Source organism: Caulobacter sp. GW821-FHT05F04 (assembly GCF_059419665.1).
In genome coordinates this window covers 557361-577228 of record NZ_JBWKSF010000004.1, presented here as the reverse complement: position 1 = coordinate 577228, position 19868 = coordinate 557361, and the positions used below count along the sequence as shown (strand labels likewise).

22 protein-coding genes and 2 pseudogenes are annotated in these 19868 nt (G+C 67.7%); 12 read left to right on the top strand and 12 right to left on the bottom strand.

Going from position 1 to position 19868, the window contains the following annotated elements; all coding sequences use genetic code 11:
• Positions 1-86 precede the first annotated feature (86 nt).
• Complete coding sequence (locus AC07R7_RS14175) at positions 87-590, bottom strand: prolyl-tRNA synthetase associated domain-containing protein (RefSeq protein WP_494635581.1); 504 nt, start codon at positions 588-590, stop codon at positions 87-89.
• Positions 591-859: 269 nt separating this feature from the next.
• Here AC07R7_RS14175 and AC07R7_RS14170 point away from each other — a divergent pair, with 269 nt between their 5' ends.
• A complete protein-coding gene (locus AC07R7_RS14170; RefSeq protein ID WP_492887457.1) occupies positions 860-1606 on the top strand; it encodes a DUF6065 family protein in 747 nt (248 codons plus the stop codon).
• Here AC07R7_RS14170 and glmM read toward each other — a convergent pair.
• Positions 1603-2949: a phosphoglucosamine mutase gene (gene glmM, locus AC07R7_RS14165; protein WP_494635580.1), complete on the bottom strand. Its 1347-nt coding sequence runs from the start codon at positions 2947-2949 to the stop codon at positions 1603-1605. The genes AC07R7_RS14170 and glmM overlap by 4 nt on opposite strands.
• A 160-nt stretch (positions 2950-3109) precedes the next feature.
• Between glmM and glmS the strand changes: the two genes are divergently transcribed.
• Positions 3110-4945 (top strand): glutamine--fructose-6-phosphate transaminase (isomerizing), encoded by a 1836-nt coding sequence (glmS, locus tag AC07R7_RS14160; protein WP_494635579.1) that lies wholly within the window; start codon positions 3110-3112, stop codon positions 4943-4945.
• Positions 4946-4970: 25 nt separating this feature from the next.
• On the opposite strand, the gene AC07R7_RS14155 is transcribed toward glmS, so the two are convergent.
• Positions 4971-6146: a class I SAM-dependent methyltransferase gene (locus AC07R7_RS14155; RefSeq protein WP_492887460.1), complete on the bottom strand. Its 1176-nt coding sequence runs from the start codon at positions 6144-6146 to the stop codon at positions 4971-4973.
• A gap of 129 nt (positions 6147-6275) precedes the next feature.
• On the opposite strand from AC07R7_RS14155, the gene AC07R7_RS14150 reads away from it, so the two are divergent.
• Positions 6276-6797 carry a GNAT family N-acetyltransferase gene (locus AC07R7_RS14150; protein WP_494635578.1) on the top strand — a complete coding sequence of 174 codons (522 nt, stop codon included), beginning with the start codon at positions 6276-6278 and terminating at the stop codon, positions 6795-6797.
• On the opposite strand, the gene AC07R7_RS14145 is transcribed toward AC07R7_RS14150, so the two are convergent.
• Positions 6794-7264 carry a nuclear transport factor 2 family protein gene (locus AC07R7_RS14145; protein WP_494635577.1) on the bottom strand — a complete coding sequence of 157 codons (471 nt, stop codon included), beginning with the start codon at positions 7262-7264 and terminating at the stop codon, positions 6794-6796. The two genes, AC07R7_RS14150 and AC07R7_RS14145, sit on opposite strands and share 4 nt — an antisense overlap.
• A gap of 14 nt (positions 7265-7278) precedes the next feature.
• On the bottom strand, positions 7279-7689 hold the full coding sequence (locus AC07R7_RS14140; protein ID WP_492887463.1) for a YkvA family protein: 411 nt from the start codon (positions 7687-7689) through the stop codon (positions 7279-7281).
• Between the two features lie 55 nt (positions 7690-7744).
• Here AC07R7_RS14140 and AC07R7_RS14135 point away from each other — a divergent pair, with 55 nt between their 5' ends.
• Together AC07R7_RS14135 and AC07R7_RS14130 are read left to right on the top strand one after the other, a co-directional pair.
• Positions 7745-8527, top strand: a complete 783-nt coding sequence (locus tag AC07R7_RS14135; protein WP_168077022.1) for an SDR family NAD(P)-dependent oxidoreductase — start codon at positions 7745-7747, stop codon at positions 8525-8527.
• A gap of 61 nt (positions 8528-8588) precedes the next feature.
• Positions 8589-8666, top strand: a pseudogene (locus AC07R7_RS14130) (hypothetical protein); the annotation flags it as partial.
• 12 nt (positions 8667-8678) lie between these two features.
• Here the strand turns inward: AC07R7_RS14130 and AC07R7_RS14125 are convergent.
• The 3 genes from AC07R7_RS14125 to AC07R7_RS14115 all read right to left on the bottom strand — a co-directional run bounded on the left by AC07R7_RS14125 (position 8679) and on the right by AC07R7_RS14115 (position 10443).
• Positions 8679-9272 (bottom strand): CC0125/CC1285 family lipoprotein, encoded by a 594-nt coding sequence (locus AC07R7_RS14125; RefSeq protein ID WP_494635576.1) that lies wholly within the window; start codon positions 9270-9272, stop codon positions 8679-8681.
• Between the two features lie 97 nt (positions 9273-9369).
• Positions 9370-10002: a LysE family translocator gene (locus tag AC07R7_RS14120; protein WP_492887465.1), complete on the bottom strand. Its 633-nt coding sequence runs from the start codon at positions 10000-10002 to the stop codon at positions 9370-9372.
• Positions 10003-10035: 33 nt separating this feature from the next.
• Complete coding sequence (locus AC07R7_RS14115) at positions 10036-10443, bottom strand: MAPEG family protein (RefSeq protein WP_492837704.1); 408 nt, start codon at positions 10441-10443, stop codon at positions 10036-10038.
• Between the two features lie 188 nt (positions 10444-10631).
• On the opposite strand from AC07R7_RS14115, the gene AC07R7_RS14110 reads away from it, so the two are divergent.
• The gene (locus tag AC07R7_RS14110; RefSeq protein ID WP_125157233.1) at positions 10632-10832 is read left to right on the top strand and encodes a KTSC domain-containing protein; all 201 of its coding nucleotides are present in this window, start codon (positions 10632-10634) and stop codon (positions 10830-10832) included.
• Between the two features lie 59 nt (positions 10833-10891).
• On the opposite strand, the gene AC07R7_RS14105 is transcribed toward AC07R7_RS14110, so the two are convergent.
• The 3 genes from AC07R7_RS14105 to AC07R7_RS14095 all read right to left on the bottom strand — a co-directional run bounded on the left by AC07R7_RS14105 (position 10892) and on the right by AC07R7_RS14095 (position 14586).
• Entirely contained in the window at positions 10892-12118 is a 1227-nt protein-coding gene (locus AC07R7_RS14105) for an argininosuccinate synthase (RefSeq protein WP_492887466.1), read from the bottom strand.
• An 85-nt stretch (positions 12119-12203) separates the two neighbouring features.
• Positions 12204-12566, bottom strand: coding sequence for a hypothetical protein (locus tag AC07R7_RS14100; RefSeq protein ID WP_492887467.1), 363 nt, complete (start codon positions 12564-12566; stop codon positions 12204-12206).
• A gap of 16 nt (positions 12567-12582) precedes the next feature.
• Complete coding sequence (locus AC07R7_RS14095) at positions 12583-14586, bottom strand: potassium transporter Kup (protein ID WP_494635575.1); 2004 nt, start codon at positions 14584-14586, stop codon at positions 12583-12585.
• Between the two features lie 199 nt (positions 14587-14785).
• Between AC07R7_RS14095 and AC07R7_RS14090 the strand changes: the two genes are divergently transcribed.
• From AC07R7_RS14090 to AC07R7_RS14065, 6 genes are all read left to right on the top strand, one after another.
• A complete protein-coding gene (locus AC07R7_RS14090; protein WP_492837698.1) occupies positions 14786-15226 on the top strand; it encodes an Rrf2 family transcriptional regulator in 441 nt (146 codons plus the stop codon).
• Positions 15227-15385: 159 nt separating this feature from the next.
• Complete coding sequence (locus tag AC07R7_RS14085; protein ID WP_494635574.1) at positions 15386-15994, top strand: flavodoxin family protein; 609 nt, start codon at positions 15386-15388, stop codon at positions 15992-15994.
• A 175-nt stretch (positions 15995-16169) separates the two neighbouring features.
• Complete coding sequence (locus tag AC07R7_RS14080; RefSeq protein ID WP_125157226.1) at positions 16170-16970, top strand: SDR family NAD(P)-dependent oxidoreductase; 801 nt, start codon at positions 16170-16172, stop codon at positions 16968-16970.
• A gap of 186 nt (positions 16971-17156) precedes the next feature.
• Positions 17157-18368: a dual-specificity RNA methyltransferase RlmN gene (gene rlmN / locus AC07R7_RS14075; RefSeq protein WP_494635608.1), complete on the top strand. Its 1212-nt coding sequence runs from the start codon at positions 17157-17159 to the stop codon at positions 18366-18368.
• Positions 18369-18478: 110 nt separating this feature from the next.
• On the top strand, positions 18479-18907 hold the full coding sequence (locus AC07R7_RS14070; protein WP_492837695.1) for a DUF350 domain-containing protein: 429 nt from the start codon (positions 18479-18481) through the stop codon (positions 18905-18907).
• Positions 18908-18931: 24 nt separating this feature from the next.
• Positions 18932-19765, top strand: a complete 834-nt coding sequence (locus tag AC07R7_RS14065) for a S1 family peptidase (RefSeq protein WP_494635573.1) — start codon at positions 18932-18934, stop codon at positions 19763-19765.
• Between the two features lie 11 nt (positions 19766-19776).
• Here AC07R7_RS14065 and AC07R7_RS14060 read toward each other — a convergent pair.
• Positions 19777-19862 (bottom strand): annotated as a pseudogene (locus AC07R7_RS14060) (hypothetical protein); the annotation flags it as partial.
• Positions 19863-19868: the final 6 nt, after the last annotated feature.

Here is a 19868-nt window from a genome sequence, read left to right as displayed (position 1 = left end):
TGTACTCAAGGTGGGAACGCTCGAAGCCGCAAGATGGTCCTTCAAGGGCCGCCGCGCAATGTCCCGTTCGCGTATCAGGCGAAGCTTCAGACCACTTCCATCGCCGCGAAATCCACGATCATCGGCTCGACGCCCAGCGCCGCCAGGAACTTGCGGAAATCGGCCTGGGACACCGCCGTGGTGGCGTTATTGCTCAAGGGGTGGAAGTTGACCGGATCGCTGTCCGCCAGGGCCTTGTCGAGCACGAAGCGCACCCGCCGCCCGGCGTCGTTGATCAGGCCGAAGGCGGTGACCGAGCCGGGCGTCACGCCCAGGGTCTCGACCATCATCGCCTCGGGACCGAACGACAGCCGGCCCGAGCCGATCACCGTGTGCAGGCGCTTGAGGTCGATCGTGGTCTCGCCCAGGGCCGAGATCAGCCACAGCTGGCCCTTGGCGTCCTTGAGGAACAGGTTCTTGGTGTGGCCGCCCGGCAGGGCCTGCTTGATCTCCAGCCCCTCCTCGACGCGGAACACCGGCGGATGGTCGAGGGTCGAGTGCTTGACGCCGTGCGCGTCGAAGAAGGCGAAGAGGTCGGTTCGGGTCTTCATGAGAGGCTGTTTAACGGCCGAATGGAACACCTCCAATTCCAAAAAGCCGCCCTCCCCGGCGAATGCCGGGGTCCAGATTCATCCGGATCGGCTTGGGTGTTCGCGCCTATCTCCAGTGCTCAGGCGATCGTCGTTTTGGGTTCGATCCGGGCCCCGGCGTTCGCCGGGGAGATCGGTTGGAGGTGTCATCGGTTCGCGACGCTGGACGGCCTCGCCTCGCGAGCGCTAGACCAGCCGATCAGGGTAGGAAAACAAGGACGAAGGCCGGCATGGAACTGGAGTGCTATCCCACCGAGAACCGTCCGCCGGAGATCGTGCCGGGCCGTCCGCAGCGGGCCTGGATGGATCATTTCGCCGACCGCCATCCCTATCGCTGCCTGCCGCTGACCATGGCCAACACCACCGGCTGGGACATTCTCTGTCCGGTCGGCTTCTCGATGAGCTGGGACGGCGGGGCGCACCAGGAGTGCATCAAGTTCCAGCCCGACCATCCGTATCCGGGGTTCACCGACTTCGTGAAGTCGCACTTCACGCGCGGGGTGGTGACCTTCCACACCGGCTATCTGTTCCGCACGCCGCCGGGCTGGTCGCTGATGGCGATGGGACCGCCCAATCACATCAAGGACGGCATCCAGCCCCTGGCCGGCGTGATCGAGACCGATTGGCTGCCCTTCCCGTTCACGATGAACTGGATGTTCACCCGCCCCGGCACGGTGCGGTTCGAGAAGGGCGAGACCTTCTGCTTCATCATGCTGATCCAGGACAAGCCGATGGAGGCCTTCCAGCCGGTGATCAAGTCGATGAACGCCAATCCCGAGCTGCGCCGCCAGTACGACGTCTGGGCCGAGAAGCGCAGTGAGTTCAACAAGCTGATCTTCAAGCGCGACCCCGAGGCCACCAAGGAGGCCTGGCAGCGCTTCTACTTCAAGGGCGAATACCCCGAGGAAATCGCCGCCGAGGCCCCCAGTCACCACGTCAACAAGCGACGGATGAAGGCCCCGAAGGTGGGGGTCTAAGCCGCCTTCACGGCCGTCACGATCGACTTCACGACCTTCTTCACCAGGGCCGGGTCATCGCCCTCGGCCATGATGCGGATCAGCGGTTCGGTGCCGGAGGCGCGCACGACGATGCGGCCGGCGCCGTTCAGCTGGCTCTCGCCGTCGGCGATGGCCTCCTTCACCGCCTTGGCCTCCAGCGGCTTGCCGCCGGCGAAGCGGACGTTTTCCAGGAGCTGGGGCACCGGCTCGAACTGGCGGCCGAGCGCGCTCATCGGCTGGCCGGTCTGGACCATCACGGCCAGCACCTGCAGGGCGGCGATCAGGCCGTCGCCGGTGGTGGAGAGGTCCGACAGGATCAGGTGGCCCGACTGCTCGCCGCCGAGGTTGAAACCGCCCTCGCGCATGCGCTGCATGACGTAGCGGTCGCCCACGGCGGTGCGCTCCAGGCTCAGGCCCAAGGCGTTCAGCTGGCGCTCGAGGCCCAGGTTGGACATGACGGTGGCCACGACGCCGCCGCCCTTCAGGGTTCCGGCGCTGGCCAGGGCCGCGGCGATGATCGCCATGATCTGGTCGCCGTCGACGACCACGCCCTTCTCGTCGCAGATCACCAGGCGATCGGCGTCGCCGTCCAGGGCGATGCCGATGTCGGCGCGATATTCGCGCACCATCCTGGCCATGGCCTCGGGATGGGTCGAGCCGCATTCGGCGTTGATGTTGGTGCCGTTCGGGGCCACCCCGACCGGGAACACCTCGGCGCCCAGTTCGTACAGGGCGTCGGGCGCCACCTTGTAGGCCGCGCCGTGGGCGCAATCGACGACGATGCGCAGGCCCGACAGGTTCATGTGGCGCGGGAAGGTCGCCTTGACGATCTCGATATAGCGGGCCTGGGCGTCGTCGATGCGCTTGACGCGACCCAGGTCGCGGGGGGCGGCCAGGCCTTCCTGCAGACCCTCATCCATCAGGGCCTCGATCTTCAGCTCCTGCTCGTCGGAGAGCTTGTAGCCGTCGGGGCCGAACAGCTTGATGCCGTTGTCGGCGAAGTCGTTGTGGCTGGCCGAGATCATGATCCCGAGATCGGCGCGCATCGAGCGGGTCATCATCGCCACGGCCGGCGTCGGCAGGGGACCAAAGAGGCGCACGTCCAGACCCACGCTGGTCAGGCCGGCGACCAGGGCCGGCTCGATCATGTAGCCCGACAGGCGGGTGTCCTTGCCGATGACCACCAGGTGCCGACGCTCGTCCTGCGAGCGGAACAGCTTGCCGGCGGCGAGGCCGACGCGCAGGGCCACCTCGGCGGTCATCGGATGCTTGTTGGCCTGGCCCCGGATGCCGTCGGTGCCGAAATAGGCGCGCTTGCTCATGGTCGCTTTGTCGTCTCTTTGAAGCCATCGTCGGACCGCGAAACGATCCGAAATGCAGATTTACGGGAGACGGCCTTGAGCGAGTGCTAAAGGCCGACTTCGAAATCCTCGCGCGGCTAGGGATAATCCTGTCGTTGCGTTCTACAAGGGATCATGGCCCATGTGCGGCATTATCGGCATCGTCGGAAAACAACCCGTCGCCGACCGTCTGATCGAGAGCCTCAAACGCCTCGAATATCGGGGCTATGACTCCGCGGGCGTCGCGGGCGTCGTCGGCGGCTCCAATGGCGAAACGAGGGTCGAGCGCCGCCGGGCCAAGGGCAAGATCAAGGCGCTGGAAGGAGTGCTGACCGAGGACCCGTTGGTCGCCACCGTCGGCATCGGCCACACCCGCTGGGCCACCCACGGCGCGCCCAACGTTCAGAACGCCCACCCGCAGACCGCCGGTCGCGTCACCCTGGTCCACAACGGCATCATCGAGAATTTCGCCGAGCTGAAGGCCGAGCTGGCCGCCGCCGGCCGCGCGTTTTCCAGCGACACCGACACCGAGGTCATCGCCCACCTGATCGACGCCGAGCTGGCGACCGGCCTGCCGCCGCTCGAAGCCTTCAAGGCGACCCTGGACCGCCTGACCGGCGCCTACGCCCTGGCCGTGCTGATCGAGGGCGAGGACAACCTGATCCTGGGCGCCCGCCGCGGCAGCCCGCTGGTCGTCGGCGAGGGCCAGGGCGAGATGTTCCTGGGCTCGGACGCCCTGGCCGTCGGTCCCTTCACCAACCGGGTGATCTATCTGGACGAGGGCGACTACGTGGCCCTCGACCACGACAGCCATCGGATCTTCGACGCCAGCGGCGCGGCCGTGACGCGGCCCGTGCGCGTGGTGCCGACCTCGTCGGTCATGCTGGAGAAGGGCAACTACCGGCACTTCATGGAGAAGGAGATCCATGATCAGCCCGAGGGTTGCCAGCGCACGATCGCGGCCTATGTCGACACCCTGACCTCGAAGGCGGCCGTCCCGGGCGACATCGACTTCGCCAAGCTCGAGCGCATCCAGATCGTCGCCTGCGGCACCTCCTATATCGCCGGCGTCGTGGGCAAGTATCTGATCGAGCAGCTGGCCGACCTGCCGGTCGATGTCGAGATCGCCTCGGAGTTCCGCTACCGCACCCCGGCCCTGCGGCCGAGCTCGCTGGTCATCGCCATGTCGCAGTCGGGCGAGACCGCCGACACCCTGGCGGCCCTGCGCTACTGCAAGGCCAAGGGCATGAAGAGCGCGGTGGTGGTCAACGCCCAGGAATCGACCATGGCTCGCGAGGTCGACGTGGTCTGGCCAATCCACTGCGGTCCCGAGATCGGGGTCGCCTCGACCAAGGCCTTCACCGCCCAGGTCAGCGTGATGATCGCCCTGGCCATCGCCGCGGCCAAGGCGCGCGGGACGATCGGCGACGCCGAGGAGCAGCGCCTGGTCAAGGTGCTGCTGGAAGCGCCGCGCCTGATCGCCGAGGCCATCGGCCTGGAAGACGCCATCAAGGAGATCGCCGCCGACGTCGCCAAGGCGCGGGACGTGCTCTATCTCGGCCGTGGCCCGATGTCGGCCCTGGCCCTGGAAGGCGCGCTGAAGCTGAAGGAGATCAGCTACATCCACGCCGAGGGCTACGCCGCCGGCGAGCTGAAGCACGGCCCGATCGCCCTGGTCGACGACCAGACCCCGATCGTCATCCTGGCGCCCCACGACAGCTATTTCGAGAAGTCGGCCTCCAACATGAGCGAGGTGATGGCGCGCGGCGGCCAGGTGATCTTCATTACCGACACCGAGGGCGTGAAGCACGCTCCGGCGGGCGCCAAGGTGGTGGTCACCGCCCCGGCGTCGGACCCGCTGGTCTCGACCCTGGTGATGTCGGCCCCGATCCAGCTGCTGGCCTACCACGTGGCGGTGGTGAAGGGCGCGGATGTCGACCAGCCGCGCAACCTCGCCAAGTCGGTGACGGTGGAGTGAGGCTGATCCTCCCCGCCGGGGAGGATCAGGCTTTCAGCAGGTAGTCCCGTGTCAGCGGCGTGGCGTCGCGCTTCTTGGCCAGCTGGATCTGGAAGACCATGTGGCCGCCGTGCCGGAAGCCCAGTTCGGCGCCGGCCAGGTAGAACTCCCACATCCGCCGGAAGCGGGCGTCGAACATCGTCGGGATGTCCGGATCGGCCATGAACCGCTCGCGCCAGATGCGGCAGGTCTCGGCGTAGTGCAGGCGCAGGATCTCGATGTCGGTGATCCACAGGCCCGCGTGCTCGATGGCCGCGACGATCTCCGACAGGCCGGGGATGTAGCCGCCCGGGAAGATGTACTTCTGGGTGAAGGCGTTGGTCGCGCCCGGTCCGTGCATCTTGCCGATCGAGTGGACCAAGGCCACGCCGTCGTCGTCCAGCAGCTTGGCGATGGTCTCGAAATAGGTGCGGAAATTCGGCGCGCCGACATGCTCCAGCATGCCGACCGAGACGATGCGGTCGAACTTTTCATCCAGGTCGCGATAGTCGGTCAGGCGGAAGTCGGTCTTGTCGGCCAGGCCCGCCTTCTCGGCGCGTTCCTTGGCCAGGGCCAGCTGTTCGGTCGACAGGGTCACGCCCGTCATCTGGGCCCCGAAGTCCTTGGCGAGCGTCATGGACAGGCCGCCCCAGCCCGAGCCGATGTCCAGCGTCTTCATGCCCGGCTTGATCAGCAGCTTGCGGCCGATCAGGGCCTTCTTGGCGGCCTGGGCCTCCTCCAGCGTCATGTCTGGACGCTCGAAATAGGCGCAGCTGTACTGCATGTCGGTGTCGAGGAACCGGCGATAGAGGTCGTTCGACAGGTCGTAGTGGTGCGAGACGTTGCGGCGCGAGGCCACGCGGTCGTTGACCTGCTGGATCCGCCGCTTCAGCGCCTTGCGGAAGCGGGTGAAGGCCGAGCCGCGCTTGGGCTTACGACCGCCGCTCTCGCCGACGATGGTCAGGAGGTCCGAGATCGAGCCCTGTTCGAAGACGATGTCGCCTTCCATATAGCCTTCGCCGAGGCCCAGGCTGGGATTGGCCAGCCGGCGCAGACCCCGGCTGTTGATCCGGATGGCCACGGGCGGCCCCGTCCCGTCCCCCGCCTTGATGACGCGACCTCCCGGCAGGTGCGCCGTGAAATCGCCGGTCTTGATCATTTTGGAGAGCAGGGCTTCGATCATGGGACCAACTTAAGCTCAAGTTCGGCCGCGACAACCTGTCGCACACGGAGGAAGCGCCATGTCGATCGTGATGACGTCGATCGGGCAGGTCCGGGGCGGCGGGCCGCTGGAGACCATGGAGGCGTCCCGGTGAGCCGCGCGGATCTCGTCGTCTCCAAGGCCGGCCCCGAAGAGGCGTCGATCATCGCCAACCTCATGCAGCTCTATATCCACGACTTCTCGGAGCTCTGGTTCGACCGCGAGGTCGAGGGCGAGCTGGAGCCGGACGGTCGCTATTCCGGCTATCCGGGGCTCGACGCCTATTGGACCGACCCGACGCGCGAGGCCTGGCTGTTCCGGATCAAGGGCCTGCCGGTCGGTTTCGCCCTGGTCAACGACGTCGCCCATTCGGCAATTCCGGTCGACCGCGCGGTGGCCGAGTTCTTCATCGTCCGCAAACATCGCCGGCGCGGGGTGGGGCTGGCGGCCGCCCACGCCCTGTTCGGCACGGCCTGGGGCGTCTGGGAGGCGGCGGTGGTGCGCCGCAATGTCGGGGCGCTGGCCTTCTGGCGCCGCGCCGCCCAGAGCTACCCGGGCGTGCGCGACGTGGTCGAGGAGGACCACGACGACGCGCTGTGGAACGGCGCGATCCTGCGGTTCCGGGTAGGTTAGAGCTTCCTCAGCTCCGGGCAGGCGTCGGGTTCGGCGGTCCAGCTGATGCTGTCGATCTTCCAGACGCCGTCGGCCTTGGCGAGCGTGAAGATGTCGATGCCGCAGTGGACGGTCTTGCCGTCCTTGCTGGCCTCGTAGGGGGCGGTGACGGTGGCCAGGGCGCCGCGGCGGATGATCACCGGCGACCACATCCATTCCTTGAACCCGGTCGGGGTCCGCTTGCCGAAGCTGTCCTCGAAGCTGAAGCGCCGCATCACGACGTCGCCGTCGGGCTTGCTGGTCAGCGACATCAGGCGTGCCTCGGGCAGCAAGGTGGCGCGCATGGCCGCCGCGTCGCCAGCCTCCAGCCCGTCGAAGAAGGCCTGGGCCGTGGCCAGCACCGCCCGGTCCTCGGCGTCGGCCGAAGGCGGCGGGGCGGGGTTCTGGGCCAAGGCGGCGGCGAGCATCAGGGCGGGCAGCAGGGGCATGGCGGAACCTTGGCTCAGGCGTCGTGGGACAGGCGCTGCAGGAAGGCTTGGGCCGCCTCCTTGTGGCGCGGCTTGACGGTCTTGCCGAGGATGGCGACCAGGGCCGCGATCACGGCGGCGTCGTCGGTGAAGCCGATCACCGGCAGGATGTCGGGAATGGCGTCGGTCGGCAGGACGAAATAGGCCAGGGCCGCCAGCATCATGCCTTTGGCCGCCGTCGGGGTTTCGGGATCGCGGGCGGCCCACCAGACCGACAGGGCGTCGGCGGCGAACGGCACCTTCGTGGCCATCTTGCGGATCTTGGGCAGGAAGCCCTTCTCGACCCGCTCCTCGTTCAACTGCACGGTGACGGGCGCCAGAGCCTTCTTCGGATCCAGCACCTCGTTGACGTTTACGTCGGGGGACGGTTTGGCGTCGCGGCTCATCGGTTTAAACCTTTGCTCAACAGCGAGCTTAAACGCAAACCCGCAGGAAACGTCCATGAAACTCGACAACACCGTCGCCGCCGTCGTCACCGGGGGCGCCTCGGGCCTCGGCGAGGCCACCGCCCGCGCCCTGGCCGCCCAGGGCGTCAAGGTCGCCATCTTCGACATGAACGAGGCCCGCGGCGAAGAGGTCGCCAAGGAGATCGGCGGCGTGTTCTGCAAGGTCAACGTGACCAGCGACGCCGATGTCGACGCCGGCTTCGAAAAGGCCCGCGCCGCCCACGGCCAGGAGCGGATCCTGGTCAACTGCGCCGGCACCGGCAACGCGGCCAAGACCGCCAGCCGCGACAAGGCCACCGGCGAGACCAAGCACTTCCCGCTCGACGCCTTCGACCGCATCATCCAGATCAACCTGGTCGGCACGTTCCGCTGCATCGCCAAATCGGCCAAGGGGATGCTGGATCTTGAGCCGCTGGAAGACGGCGAGCGCGGCGCGATCGTCAACACCGCTTCGGTGGCGGCCGAGGACGGCCAGATGGGCCAGGCGGCCTATTCGGCGTCGAAGGGCGGCGTGGTCGGCATGACCCTGCCGATCGCTCGCGACCTGATGGGCGAGGGCATCCGCGTCAACACCATCCTGCCGGGGATCTTCAACACCCCGCTGATGAACGGCGCGCCCGAAGCGGTGAAGGCGGGCCTGGCGGCCTCGGTGCCGTTCCCCAAGCGCCTGGGGAATCCCGAGGAGTACGCCCAGCTGGCGGTGACCATGATCACCTGCGGCTACTTCAACGGCGAGGACGTGCGCCTGGACGGCGGCATCCGCATGGCGCCGCGGTAAAAACTCTCCTCCCCCGTCTGGGGGAGGTGGATCGTCGCGAAGCGCGACGAGACGGAGGGGGCTGGTACGGCCCAGTTGGCGCGGCGCTGACCCCCTCCACCGCCGTTCGGCGGTCCCCCTCCCCCATAGGGGGAGGAGAGAGGCGGGTTGGCTACTTGCCCGGAACCGGCCGCTGGATGCTGCTGGCCAGGTTGGTCATGATCTCGCGGGCGTCGTAGGCGCGCGGGTCGCCTTCCGGCTTCTTGCCCTTGTGCATCACGATCTCGGCCCCGGCCTCGAAGCGCTCGACGGTGCGGATCTGGGCGCGGTCGGCGAAGAAGGGGTCGCCCCAGAAGGGGTCCCAGCTGCGCCAGCCATAGGCGCCGCCGTAGTAACGCCAGGACGGGCGCCAGTAGCCGTAGGGATAGCCGTAGCCAAAGCCCGGACGCATGAACGGATCGGGCTCGACATAGGAGCGCGAGGTGCGGTCGGTGCGGTGGTCGGCGGTCTCGAACCAGTCGTAGCCCTGCTGCACGGTCAGCTCGGCCGACCGATAAAGCAGATAGCGCTCGACCGTTTCACGCGAGGTCAGGCTGTTGCCGGCGAACGACACGCGGTAGCGGTCGCCTTCCAGCTTCTGCTCGGAGAAGCCGCCGGCGGACGAGCTGGCGGACATCTTGGGCTGGTACGGCGTCGGCGTGGCGCAGGCCGACAGGCCGGCGGCTATGACCAGCGCCGCGGCGATGGCGACCTTCTTCATGGACATGATCTGCTCCTTCAAGCGGAGTCCTCGGTACTTAAGACAACTCTGGCGAGGCTTTGTGGTTTCGCCAAGGCGAAGTTTGCGACGCCACGGAAATCTTTCAACCTCTCGACACGATAAGTACGGCCGCCGTGATCAGAAGGACGCCGACCAGGATCGCGAATCCGCGCCGAAATCCCGGCTCGTTCATGCGCGTCGACAGGGCCGCTCCGCCCAGGCCGTAGGACGACATGCTGATCAGGTCCATGCCGATGGTGGCGCAGGCGAACATGATCAATTGCGGGGCCAGCGGCCGCTTGATGTCCAGGAACGGCGGCAGCACGCCCGAGAAGAACAGCAGGATCTTCGGATTGGCGATCTGGACCATGAAGCCGTCGAGGAAGGCCGAGCGTCCCGCCCGCACCGTGGCCGTGGCGTGGCTTTCGATGTTCCTGATCCCCGCCCATAGCGATTTCAGCCCCAGCCAGACCAGATAGGCCGCTCCCGCCCAGGCCAGGAGGTGGAAGGCCTTGGGGAAGGCCAGGATCAGCGCGCCCAGGCCCAGGGCCGAGCCGCTGAACCAGACCAGGGTGGCGGTGTTCATGCCCACCACGCTGATCAGCGCCGCGCCCTTGCCGCGCTCCATGCCGGTGGCGATGGCGAACAGGTTGGCCGGCCCCGGCGTGATGGCCATGACGAACATGGCGACCAGGAAGGCGCCGTAGCGGGCGGGATCGACGGGCAGGTGGTCCATGGCGCGGGTATAGCGCCCCGCGCCATGGCCGAGCTAGGCGCCGACGACGGCGAGAACGTAGATCGCCCGGCCCAGGGCGCCGAACAGCAGCACGGCGGTCGCCAGCGCCTGGATGGTGAAGCCGAGCTCGCGCTTCTTCGGATCGGCGGCGTAGCCCAGGGCGTAGAGGATCCGGCCGATGATCCAGACCACGCCCATGGCCGCCGCGAACAGGTCGTTCCAGTAGATCGCGAACAGCCACAGCGAGGGCAGGTAGATGACCAGCCACTCGACGGTGTTGGCCTGGATGCGCAGGTGGCGCTCCAGTTCGGGATGGCCGGTCATGGCGGGGGCGTCGATCCCGGTCCGGCGGCGCGCGCCGGGGATGCGCAGGATCATCCAGACATAGACCAGCAGCGAGACCAGGGTGACGATGGCCACGAGCGCGTGGGACTGATGCATTTCTTGGGTCCTTCCGCGGACTCATGCCGCCTCGGGGGAAACCCTAACCGTATTCGTCCTGAGTTTGCACGCGTCCCGCCAACCCTTAGAGCACGGCCGTCGCCTTCGCCGCGCGTGGCGCTCTGGAACCCTCCTGGAGCCTATTCGCTCCTAAGGCTGACGATCCTCATTCGCGGAGGCTTGAAGCCATGCGTGTGGACTCCACGGCGATCGCCGAAATCGACTACACCCCCGAACACGGCAAGCTGTTCGTTACATTCCGCGATGGCGACGCGTACGTCTATGTCGGCGTCCCCGAGCGGATCAGCCAGGCCTTCCTGCGGGCCCCGTCGAAAGGCCGGTTCTTCCAGCGGATCATCCGGGACCGGTATCCATACAACCGGGTGTGAAACGAAAAACGCCCCGACCGACGGCCGGGGCGTTCTCGTTTTTCCGAAGTCGGAAGTCCCTAGCCGCGCCGATCGCGCTTGGCCAGCACGCGCAGGCGCAGGGCGTTCAGCTTGATGAAGCCGCCGGCGTCGCGGTGGTCGTAGGCGACCTTGCCCTCCTCGAAGGTGACCAGGTCCTGGTCGTACAGCGAGTAGGGGCTGGTGCGGCCGATGACGGTGACATTGCCCTTGTAGAGCTTCACGCGCACCTGGCCGGCGACCTTGTCCTGGCTGTAGTCGATGGCGGCCTGCAGCATCTCGCGCTCGGGCGAGAACCAGAAGCCGTTGTAGACCAGCTCGGCGTACTTCGGCATCAGCTCGTCCTTGAGGTGCATGGCGCCGCGGTCAAGCGTGATGCTCTCGATGCCGCGGTGGGCGGCCAGCAGGATGGTGCCGCCGGGGGTCTCGTAGACGCCGCGCGACTTCATGCCGACGAAGCGGTTCTCGACCAGGTCCAGGCGGCCGATGCCGTTGTCGCGGCCCAGCTCGTTCAGCTTGGTCAGCAGGGTCGCTGGGCTCATCTTCACGCCGTCGATGGCGACCGGATCGCCCTTCTCGAAGTCGATGGTGATGACGGTGGCCTTGTCCGGCGCGTCCTCGGGCGAGATCGTGCGCATGTGGACGAACTCGGGGGCCTCGACCGCCGGGTCTTCCAGGACCTTACCTTCCGACGAGCTGTGCAGCAGGTTGGCGTCGACGCTGAACGGGGCTTCGCCGCGCTTATCCTTGGTGATCTGGATCTGGTGCTTCTCGGCGAAGTCCAGCAGGGCCTCGCGGGACTTGAAGTCCCACTCGCGCCAGGGGGCGATCACGGTGATGTCGGGCTCCAGGCCGTAGTAGCCGAGCTCGAAACGGACCTGGTCGTTGCCCTTGCCGGTCGCGCCATGGCTGACGGCGTCGGCGCCCATCTTGCGGGCGATCTCGATCTGCTTCTTGGCGATCAGCGGACGCGCGATCGAGGTGCCCAGCAGGTACTGGCCTTCATAGACCGTGTTGGCGCGGAACATCGGGAACACGAAGTCGCGGACGAACTCCTCGCGCACGTCCTCGATGAAGATGTTCTCGGGCTTGACGCCGGCGGCCAGCGCCTTGGCGCGCGCCGGTTCGATCTCTTCGCCCTGGCCCAGGTCGGCCGTGAAGGTGATGACCTCCGCGCCGTACTCGGTCTGCAGCCACTTCAGGATGATCGAGGTGTCGAGACCGCCCGAATAGGCGAGCACGACCTTCTTCACGGACTTGTCGGCCATGGGCGGGTCCTTTCGGAGAGAAACACAAAGTCGCGCGCCTTCAACGGCGAAAGGGTGCGTCGGTCAAGAGCCAAATGGGGCGGTTCTACAGCTGACCTTCGTCCTGCAACGTCCTGATGACGAAGCGCAGGTGGAACAGCTGGCTCAGCGCCAGGCTGGCGGTGAGCGTGGCGCGGACCAGGAAGATGAGGATCGCCTGGGTCGGATCGTCGGTGAACGTCGCCTGGGTCGCGGTGAACGACAGCAGGACGAGGATCGACAGCAGCGGGATGCTCAGCAGGCCCACGCCCTTGGGCGCGCGGACAGAGGGCTTGCCGTCGCGCCCCCACAGCATGGGGACGAGGACGTCCTTGGGGATCCGCTTCCACGCGCCCTGGGCGGTGGCGGCGATGATGGCCAGGGCTGCGATCGAGAGGCCGTCGCCGAGGACGCGGAGGGTCGTTTCCATGCCGGGACTGTATCTCTTAAACGGTGACCTGGGCGCCCAGCTCGACCACGCGACCCGGCGGGATCTTGAAGAAGTCCGTCGGGTTGGCGGCGTTCTTCATCAGGTAGATGAACAGGCGGTCCTGCCACAGCGGCATGCCGCTGTTGGCCGACGGCACGATCGAGCGGCGGCCCAGGAAGAAGCTGGTGGCCATGATGTCGAACTTCAGCCCCTGCTTGCGGCAGACCGCCAGCGCCTTGGGGATGTTGGGGCTTTCCATGAAGCCGTAGTTGACGATGACCTTCTTGAAGTCGTCGTTGACCTTCTCGATCGTCACCCGGTCCTCCTCGCGGACGCGCGGCGTCTCGGTGGTGCGGACGGTCAGGATGACGTTGCGCTCGTGCAGCACCTTGTTGTGCTTGAGGTTATGCATCAGCGCGACCGGGGTCATGTCCGGGTCGGAGGTCAGGAAGATCGCGGTGCCGGGCGCGCGGTGCGGGGCGCGGGCGCGCAGGATCTCCATCAGGTCGACCAGGGGGACGCTGTCGCGGCGGGTCTTGGCGGTGAGGATGTTGGCGCCTCGCGTCCAGGTGGCCATGATCAGGACAAGGGCCGCGCCGAACACCAGCGGCAGCCAGGCGCCGTCGGGGATCTTCAGCATGTTGGAGGCGATGAACACGCTGTCCAGCGCCACCAGCGGGATCAGCAGCAGGCCGGTCTGCCACAGCGGCCACTTCCACACGCGGCGGATGACGACATAGGCCAGCAGGGTGTCGACGAACATCGCGCCGGTGACGGCGATGCCGTAGGCCGAGGCCAGCTTGTGCGAACTGCGGAAAGCGAACAGCAGCACCAAGACGCCGATCAGCAGGAACTGATTGACCGCCGGCACGAAGATCTGGCCGGCCTGGGTCTCGGACGTCCGCTTGATCTCGATGCGGGGCAGCAGGCCCAGCTGCACGGCCTGCTGGGTCATGGAGAAGGCGCCGGTGATCACCGCCTGGCTGGCGATGACGGTGGCGACGGTGGCCATCAGCAGCACGGGCCAGTAGGCGAAGCTGGGCACCATCTCCCAGAACGGATTGTGGCGGGCGGACGGGTGATCGAGGACCAGCGAGCCCTGGCCCAGATAGTTCAGGGCCAGGCACGGGAACACCAGGCACAGCCACGCGGCCTGGATCGGGCGCTTCCCGAAGTGGCCCATGTCGGCATAGAGCGCCTCGGCCCCGGTCACGACCAGGAACACGCTGCCCAGGATCACGAAGCCCAGGAAGCCGTTCTCCAGCAGGAAGCGCAGGCCGTACCAGGGATTGAAGGCGCGCAGGATCGAAAGGTCGTCGGCCAGGTGGTAGGCGCCTAGCGCCCCCAGGATCAGGAACCAAACGGCCGTGAACGGTCCGAACAGCGAGGCCATCCGGTGGGTGCCCTTGGCCTGGACGGCGAACAGCAGGATGAGGATGCCGGCCGAGATCGGCAGGATGTAGGGCGTCAGGGCGTGGCCGACGCCGGGCGCGTCCTTCAGGCCCTCGACCGCCGACAGCACCGAGATGGCCGGGGTGATGATGCCGTCGCCATAGAACAGCGCCGCGCCGACCACGCCGAGGAAGAAGACGACCATCGAGCGCTTGCCGCCGGTCTTGCCGAGCGCCTTCTGGGCCAGGGCCATCAGGGCCAGGGTGCCGCCCTCGCCCTTATTGTCGGCGCGCATGAAGAAGATGACGTACTTGATCGTCACGAACAGCGTCATGGTCCACAGGACCAGCGACACGACGCCCAGCACCGCGTGCTCGGTCGCCGTGGTGCTGCGCGAATGGGCAAGGGCCTCGCGCAGGGCGTAAAGCGGGCTGGTGCCGATATCGCCGAAGACGACGCCGATCGAGCCCAGCGCCATGGCCAGGAAGCCATGGCCCTTCGCGTCATGGCCGTGACCATTGCCGTTCGGCGGTCCGCCGTCCTGATGAGGGATGTCGGTGGATGTTGGCGCGCAATCCAAACTGGACGCGCTGGCGGAGTTGGAAGCGCCGGGGGCTTCGGAAGCCATTCAATCCCTCCGGGCGCCCTCGCAAAACGCCAGGAGCCGACCCATATCGCGATCAAGCGCGGCGCGATACACCCAAACCGCGGCCGATACAATGATCACCCGACGTCGCCCTGAGGACTCCCTCAAGGAGATTTTGCTTCGAGGCTGAACCAGTTTTCAGTTGAACGCGCGGGCGGCCACCTTACGTTCCCGGGTAGATATGTCTGACAGCCAGAAATTTCCCGTCGCGGCTCACGCCCTCGCCTACTTGGCGCACAAGGAGGCGTTTTCGGCTGACCGCGCCGTGGCCAGCGCCGAACTGGCCGCTTCGGTCCCGACCAATCCGGTCGTGGTCCGCCGCGTCACGGCCATGCTGGGCAAGGCCGGGCTGATCGGCGCGCGGGCCGGGGCCAATGGGGGGGCCTGGCTGCTGAAGCCCGCCGACACCATCACGCTGGACATCGTGCTGAAGGCCGTCAACGGCTGCGCCCACCTCGGCGTCGCGCCCAAGGGCGTCAAGGGCTGCCCGGTCGGCGAGAAGATCCCCGACGCCGTCCGCGCCGCCATCACCGCCGCCGATCGCGCGGCGCACGACCGCCTGAGTCAGATCACCGTCGCCGACCTGCTGCACGGCGCCCACGCGGCCATCGAGCCCTGCTGAGCCTATCCGGCTAGCGCTCTATCAGCAGCGCTAAATTCGACTCATAGAAAAATTGCACCTGCTGTTGTTGCTGATCCTCTGGCGGGTCCGTTGGGCGACATTACGTAATCGCTACCGTTTCAGTTTCGAAACGACACCCATTCGAGATCGAGGGATCCAATGACCACCGTCGCCATCGTCTATCATTCTGGTTACGGCCACACCGCCGTCCTCGCCGACAAGGTCGCCGAGGGCGTCCGCGACGCCGGCCAGACCCCGGTGCTGCTGAAGATCGAAAGCGCCGCCCAGGACTTCGCCCCGCTGATCGAGGAGATCACCAAGGCCGACGCCGTCGTGTTCGGCGCCCCGACCTACATGGGTGACGTCTCGGGCGTGTTCAAAGTGTTCGCCGACGCCACCGCCAGCGCCTTTTTCACCGGCGCCTGGAAGGACAAGCTGGCCGCCGGCTTCACCAACTCGCACAGCTTCGCCGGCGACAAGGGCCATGCCCTGGCCAGCCTGACCATCCTGGCCGCCCAGCACGGCATGAACTGGGTCAATCTGGGCATCGCCCCGCCGAACGTGACCGCCGCCGAACGTGGGCCCGACACCCTGAACCGCGTCGGATCGTTCATCGGCCTGGCCGCCCAGTCGGACAACGCCTCGCCGGAGATCACCCCGCCGGCCGGCGACCGCGAGACCGCTCGCCTGCTGGGCGAGCGCGTGGCCAAGGCCGCCGTCCGCTGGACGGTCGGCGCTCGGGCCGCAGAGCTCGACAAGGCCGCCTAGGATCCACGTCCCCAAGGCCGCGGTGGTCTCCCTCCCCAACCGCGGCCCGGAAGAGGCGCGCCCCCAGCCGAGCTGGCGCGCCTCTTCCGCCCCTCAGGCTCGAGGGCTGCTTGAACCAAATCACGGGCCGTGCTCGACTCCGGCGGAGTTTCGTCTTCTTCCGGATCACCCCCGCATGGCCCGCCGCCTCGCCCTGATCACCGGCGCCTCCGCCGGCATCGGGGCCGCCTCCGCCCGCATCTACGCCAGCCACGGCTATGACGTGGCCCTGACCGCGCGCCGGGCCGACCGCCTCGAGGGTCTGGCCGCCGAGATCAAGCTGCGCTCCGGTGTCGAGGCCTACGCCATCCCCGCCGACCTGGCCGAGCCGACCGGCGTCGACACGGTCCTGGCCGCCGTCGCCGAGCAGGGCCGGGTGGTCGACGCCCTGGTCAACAACGCCGGATACGGCTTGCCCGGGACCTATGACAGCACCACCTGGGCCGACCAGGCCGCCTTCCTGCAGCTGATGCTGACCGGCGTCTGCGAGATGACCCACAAGGTGCTGCCGGGCATGGTCGAGCGGAAGTTCGGCCGCATCGTCAATGTCGCCTCGCTGGCGGGGCTGGTCCCCGGCGCGGCCGGCCACACGCTCTACGCGGCGACCAAGGGCTTTCTCGTGAAGTTCTCCCAGAGCCTGCACCTGGAGAACCTGGCGACCGGCGTCCACGTCTCGGCGCTGTGCCCCGGCTTCACCTATTCCGAATTCCACGACGTCAACGGCACGCGCGGCCAGGTCAGTCAGGGCGTTCCCGAATGGATGTGGCTGGGGGCCGACGAGGTCGCCGCCGCCGGTTACGAGGCCGCCGAGGCCAACCGCTCGATCTGCGTTCCCGGCGCCCCGAACAAGGCCATCGCCGCCATCGCCAAGATCGTGCCGGACGACTGGGCCCTGGCGTTGATGGCCAGCCAGGGAAGCCGGTTCCGGAAAGTGTAAGCGACGCGAAAACCTCGTCCTTCGACAGGCTCAGGATGAGGTTTTCGGTCGAGGCCGGGGCGTTGCGGTAGGCCTCACCCTGAGCCTGTCGAAGGGTAAGGCCGCACGTCGCGGACCGGCCCTTTTGGAAAACCGCCCCGGACCTGCTATATGTCCGCCTCGACCCCCGAGCATCCGGACACCCCCTTGAGCGTCACCCTAGACCTGTCGCGCGTCTCTTCAGAGACGACGCCCGCCCAACCCGTCGCCAAACCCCTGGTCAATCTCTCGGGCCTCACGCGCCCGCAGCTGGTCGCGGCCCTGGTCGAGAGCGGCGTGGTCGAGCACGGCAAGGCCAAGATGCGCGCCACCCAGATCTTCCGCTGGATGCACCATCGCGGCGTCACCGATTTCGCGCTGATGAGCGACGTCGCCAAGGAGACCCGCGCCCGCCTGGCCGAAGCCTTCACGCTGAACCGCCCGGAGATCGTCGAGCGCCAGGTGTCCAAGGACGGCACCCGCAAGTGGCTGATCCGCATGGCCCCCGGCATCGAGGTCGAGAGCGTCTACATCCCCGGCGTCGGCCGCGCCGGCGCCCTGTGCGTGTCCAGCCAGGTCGGCTGCACCCTGAACTGCAGCTTCTGCCACACCGGCACCCAGCCGCTGGTCCGCAACCTGACCGCCGCCGAGATCGTCGCCCAGGTCCAGGTGGCCAAGGACGACCTGGCCGAATGGCCGTCGGACAAGGAAGACCGCGTGCTCTCGAACATCGTGTTCATGGGCATGGGCGAGCCGCTGTACAATCTGGGCCAGGTGGCCGACGCCATCGAGATCATCAGCGACAACGAGGGCATCGGCATCTCGCGCCGCCGGATCACGGTCTCGACCTCGGGCGTGGTCCCGCAGCTGCAGAAGCTGGGCGAGACCACCCAGGCGATGCTGGCGATCAGCCTGCACGCCACCAACGACGCCCTGCGCGACGTCCTGGTGCCGCTGAACAAGAAATACCCGATCGCCGAGCTGATGGCCGGTATCCGCGCCTATCCTGGCCTGAGCAACGCCCGCCGCGTGACCTTCGAGTATGTGATGCTGAAGGGCGTCAACGACAGCCCCGACGAGGCCCGCGCCCTGGTCAAGCTGATCAAGGGCATCCCCGCCAAGATCAATCTGATCCCGTTCAACCCGTGGCCGGGCAGCGACTATCTGTGCTCGGACTGGTCGACGATCGAGGCCTTCGCCGCGATCCTCAACAAGGCCGGCTATTCCTCGCCGATCCGCACCCCGCGCGGCCGCGACATCCTGGCGGCCTGCGGCCAGCTGAAGAGCGAGAGCGAAAAAGTCCGCGCCTCGGCGATGCGCAAGCTGTCGATGGCGGCCATGGCCGGGATGCTCGGCGATGACGAGGACGAGGCGGCTTAGGGCGCATCCAGAAACAGGCGACGACTCCCCCGACGCGGGCGCCCCCTACGCAAAACTTGTCGACCCGTGTTAGTCAGGGGGCCGCAAGTTCATCGGGGTAGTTCGCGTCCATGCCGTCCCAGCTCCAGTCGCCCGAGGTCCAGGCCTTCGCCACCGGCTTCCCGGTCACCCTGCTGCATGCCAGCGTGACCCTGGTCATGCTGATCCTGGGCACGGCGCTCTACGCCCTGTTGACCCCGCACAAGGAAATCACCCTGATCCGTGAGGGCAACTCGGCCGCCGCCCTGTCGCTGGGCGGGGTGATGGTCGGCCTGGCCATTCCTCTGGCCATCTCGCTGACCGCCTCGACCTCGGTGATCGAGATCCTGATCTGGGGCGCGGCGACCATCGCCGTGCAGCTCCTGGTGTTCCGCATCACCGACATGGTGCTGCAGGGCCTGCCCGAGCGGATCCACGAGGGGGAGGTCGCCGCCGCCGCCCTGCTGGTCGGGGCCAAGCTGGCCACCGCCCTGATCCTCGCCGCCGCCGTGGCTGGCTGAGCCGGCGGCATCGGGGGGCATACCGTGCATTTCCCCAAGCTTCCCGACTGGCTGGTCTATGCCGCGGCGGTCAGCGCCCTGGTGATCGTCGCCGTCGGCCGGCAGGAGCGCTCGGACGCGCCGCCGCCGCCGCCGCCCGTGCCGGGCGAGGAGGGGCTGCCGCTGGGGCCGTCCTCGCCGTTCGATCCGTCGATCGTGGTCCAGGTGCCCGATCGGCCCGAGCCGGGCTCGGGCACGGCCTTCTCGGTCGGCGACGATGGCACGTGGCTGACCGCACGCCACGTGGTCGACGGCTGCAAGCAAGCCGCGATCGTCGTCGCGGATGGTCGCGGCGTGGCCGCCAAGGTGCATGTCGATCCCAAGGCCGACGCCGCCATCCTGACCACCGAGGGCGGGGCGCCGTCGGTGCCGCTGGGCCTGGACGCCCCGCTGCGCCGGGGCGCGCGGGCCTATCACCCGGGCTTCCCGCAGGGCCATCCGGGCGAGGCCGCCTCGCGCCTGCTGGGCCGCGAGAACCTGGTCGTCCACGGTCGCGGCGCCCGCACCGAGCCGGTGCTGGTCTGGGCCGAGGTCGGTCGCACCGACACGCTGAAGGGCACCCTGGCCGGCCTCTCGGGCTCGCCGGCCCTGGACAGCGCCGGAAGGGTGATCGGGGTGACGGTGGCCGAGGCTCCGCGTCGCGGCCGCATCTACACGACCGCGCCCGAGACCCTGAAGACCCTGCTGGGTCCGCGCCGCCGGCCCGCGCCGTCGGAGTTCGCGCCCAGCGAGCCGATCACCACCGAGAACTACGGCCGCGTCGCCGATGGCCTGCGTCGCGACCTGCGGGTGGCCCAGGTGGTGTGCCTGAAGGTCTAGGCGGGACGGAAACCTCGTCCTTCGAGAGGCTCAGGATGAGGTTTCTACTGAACCGGCCCTGATCCTCATCCTGAGCTTGTCGAAGGACGAGGATCACGCACGA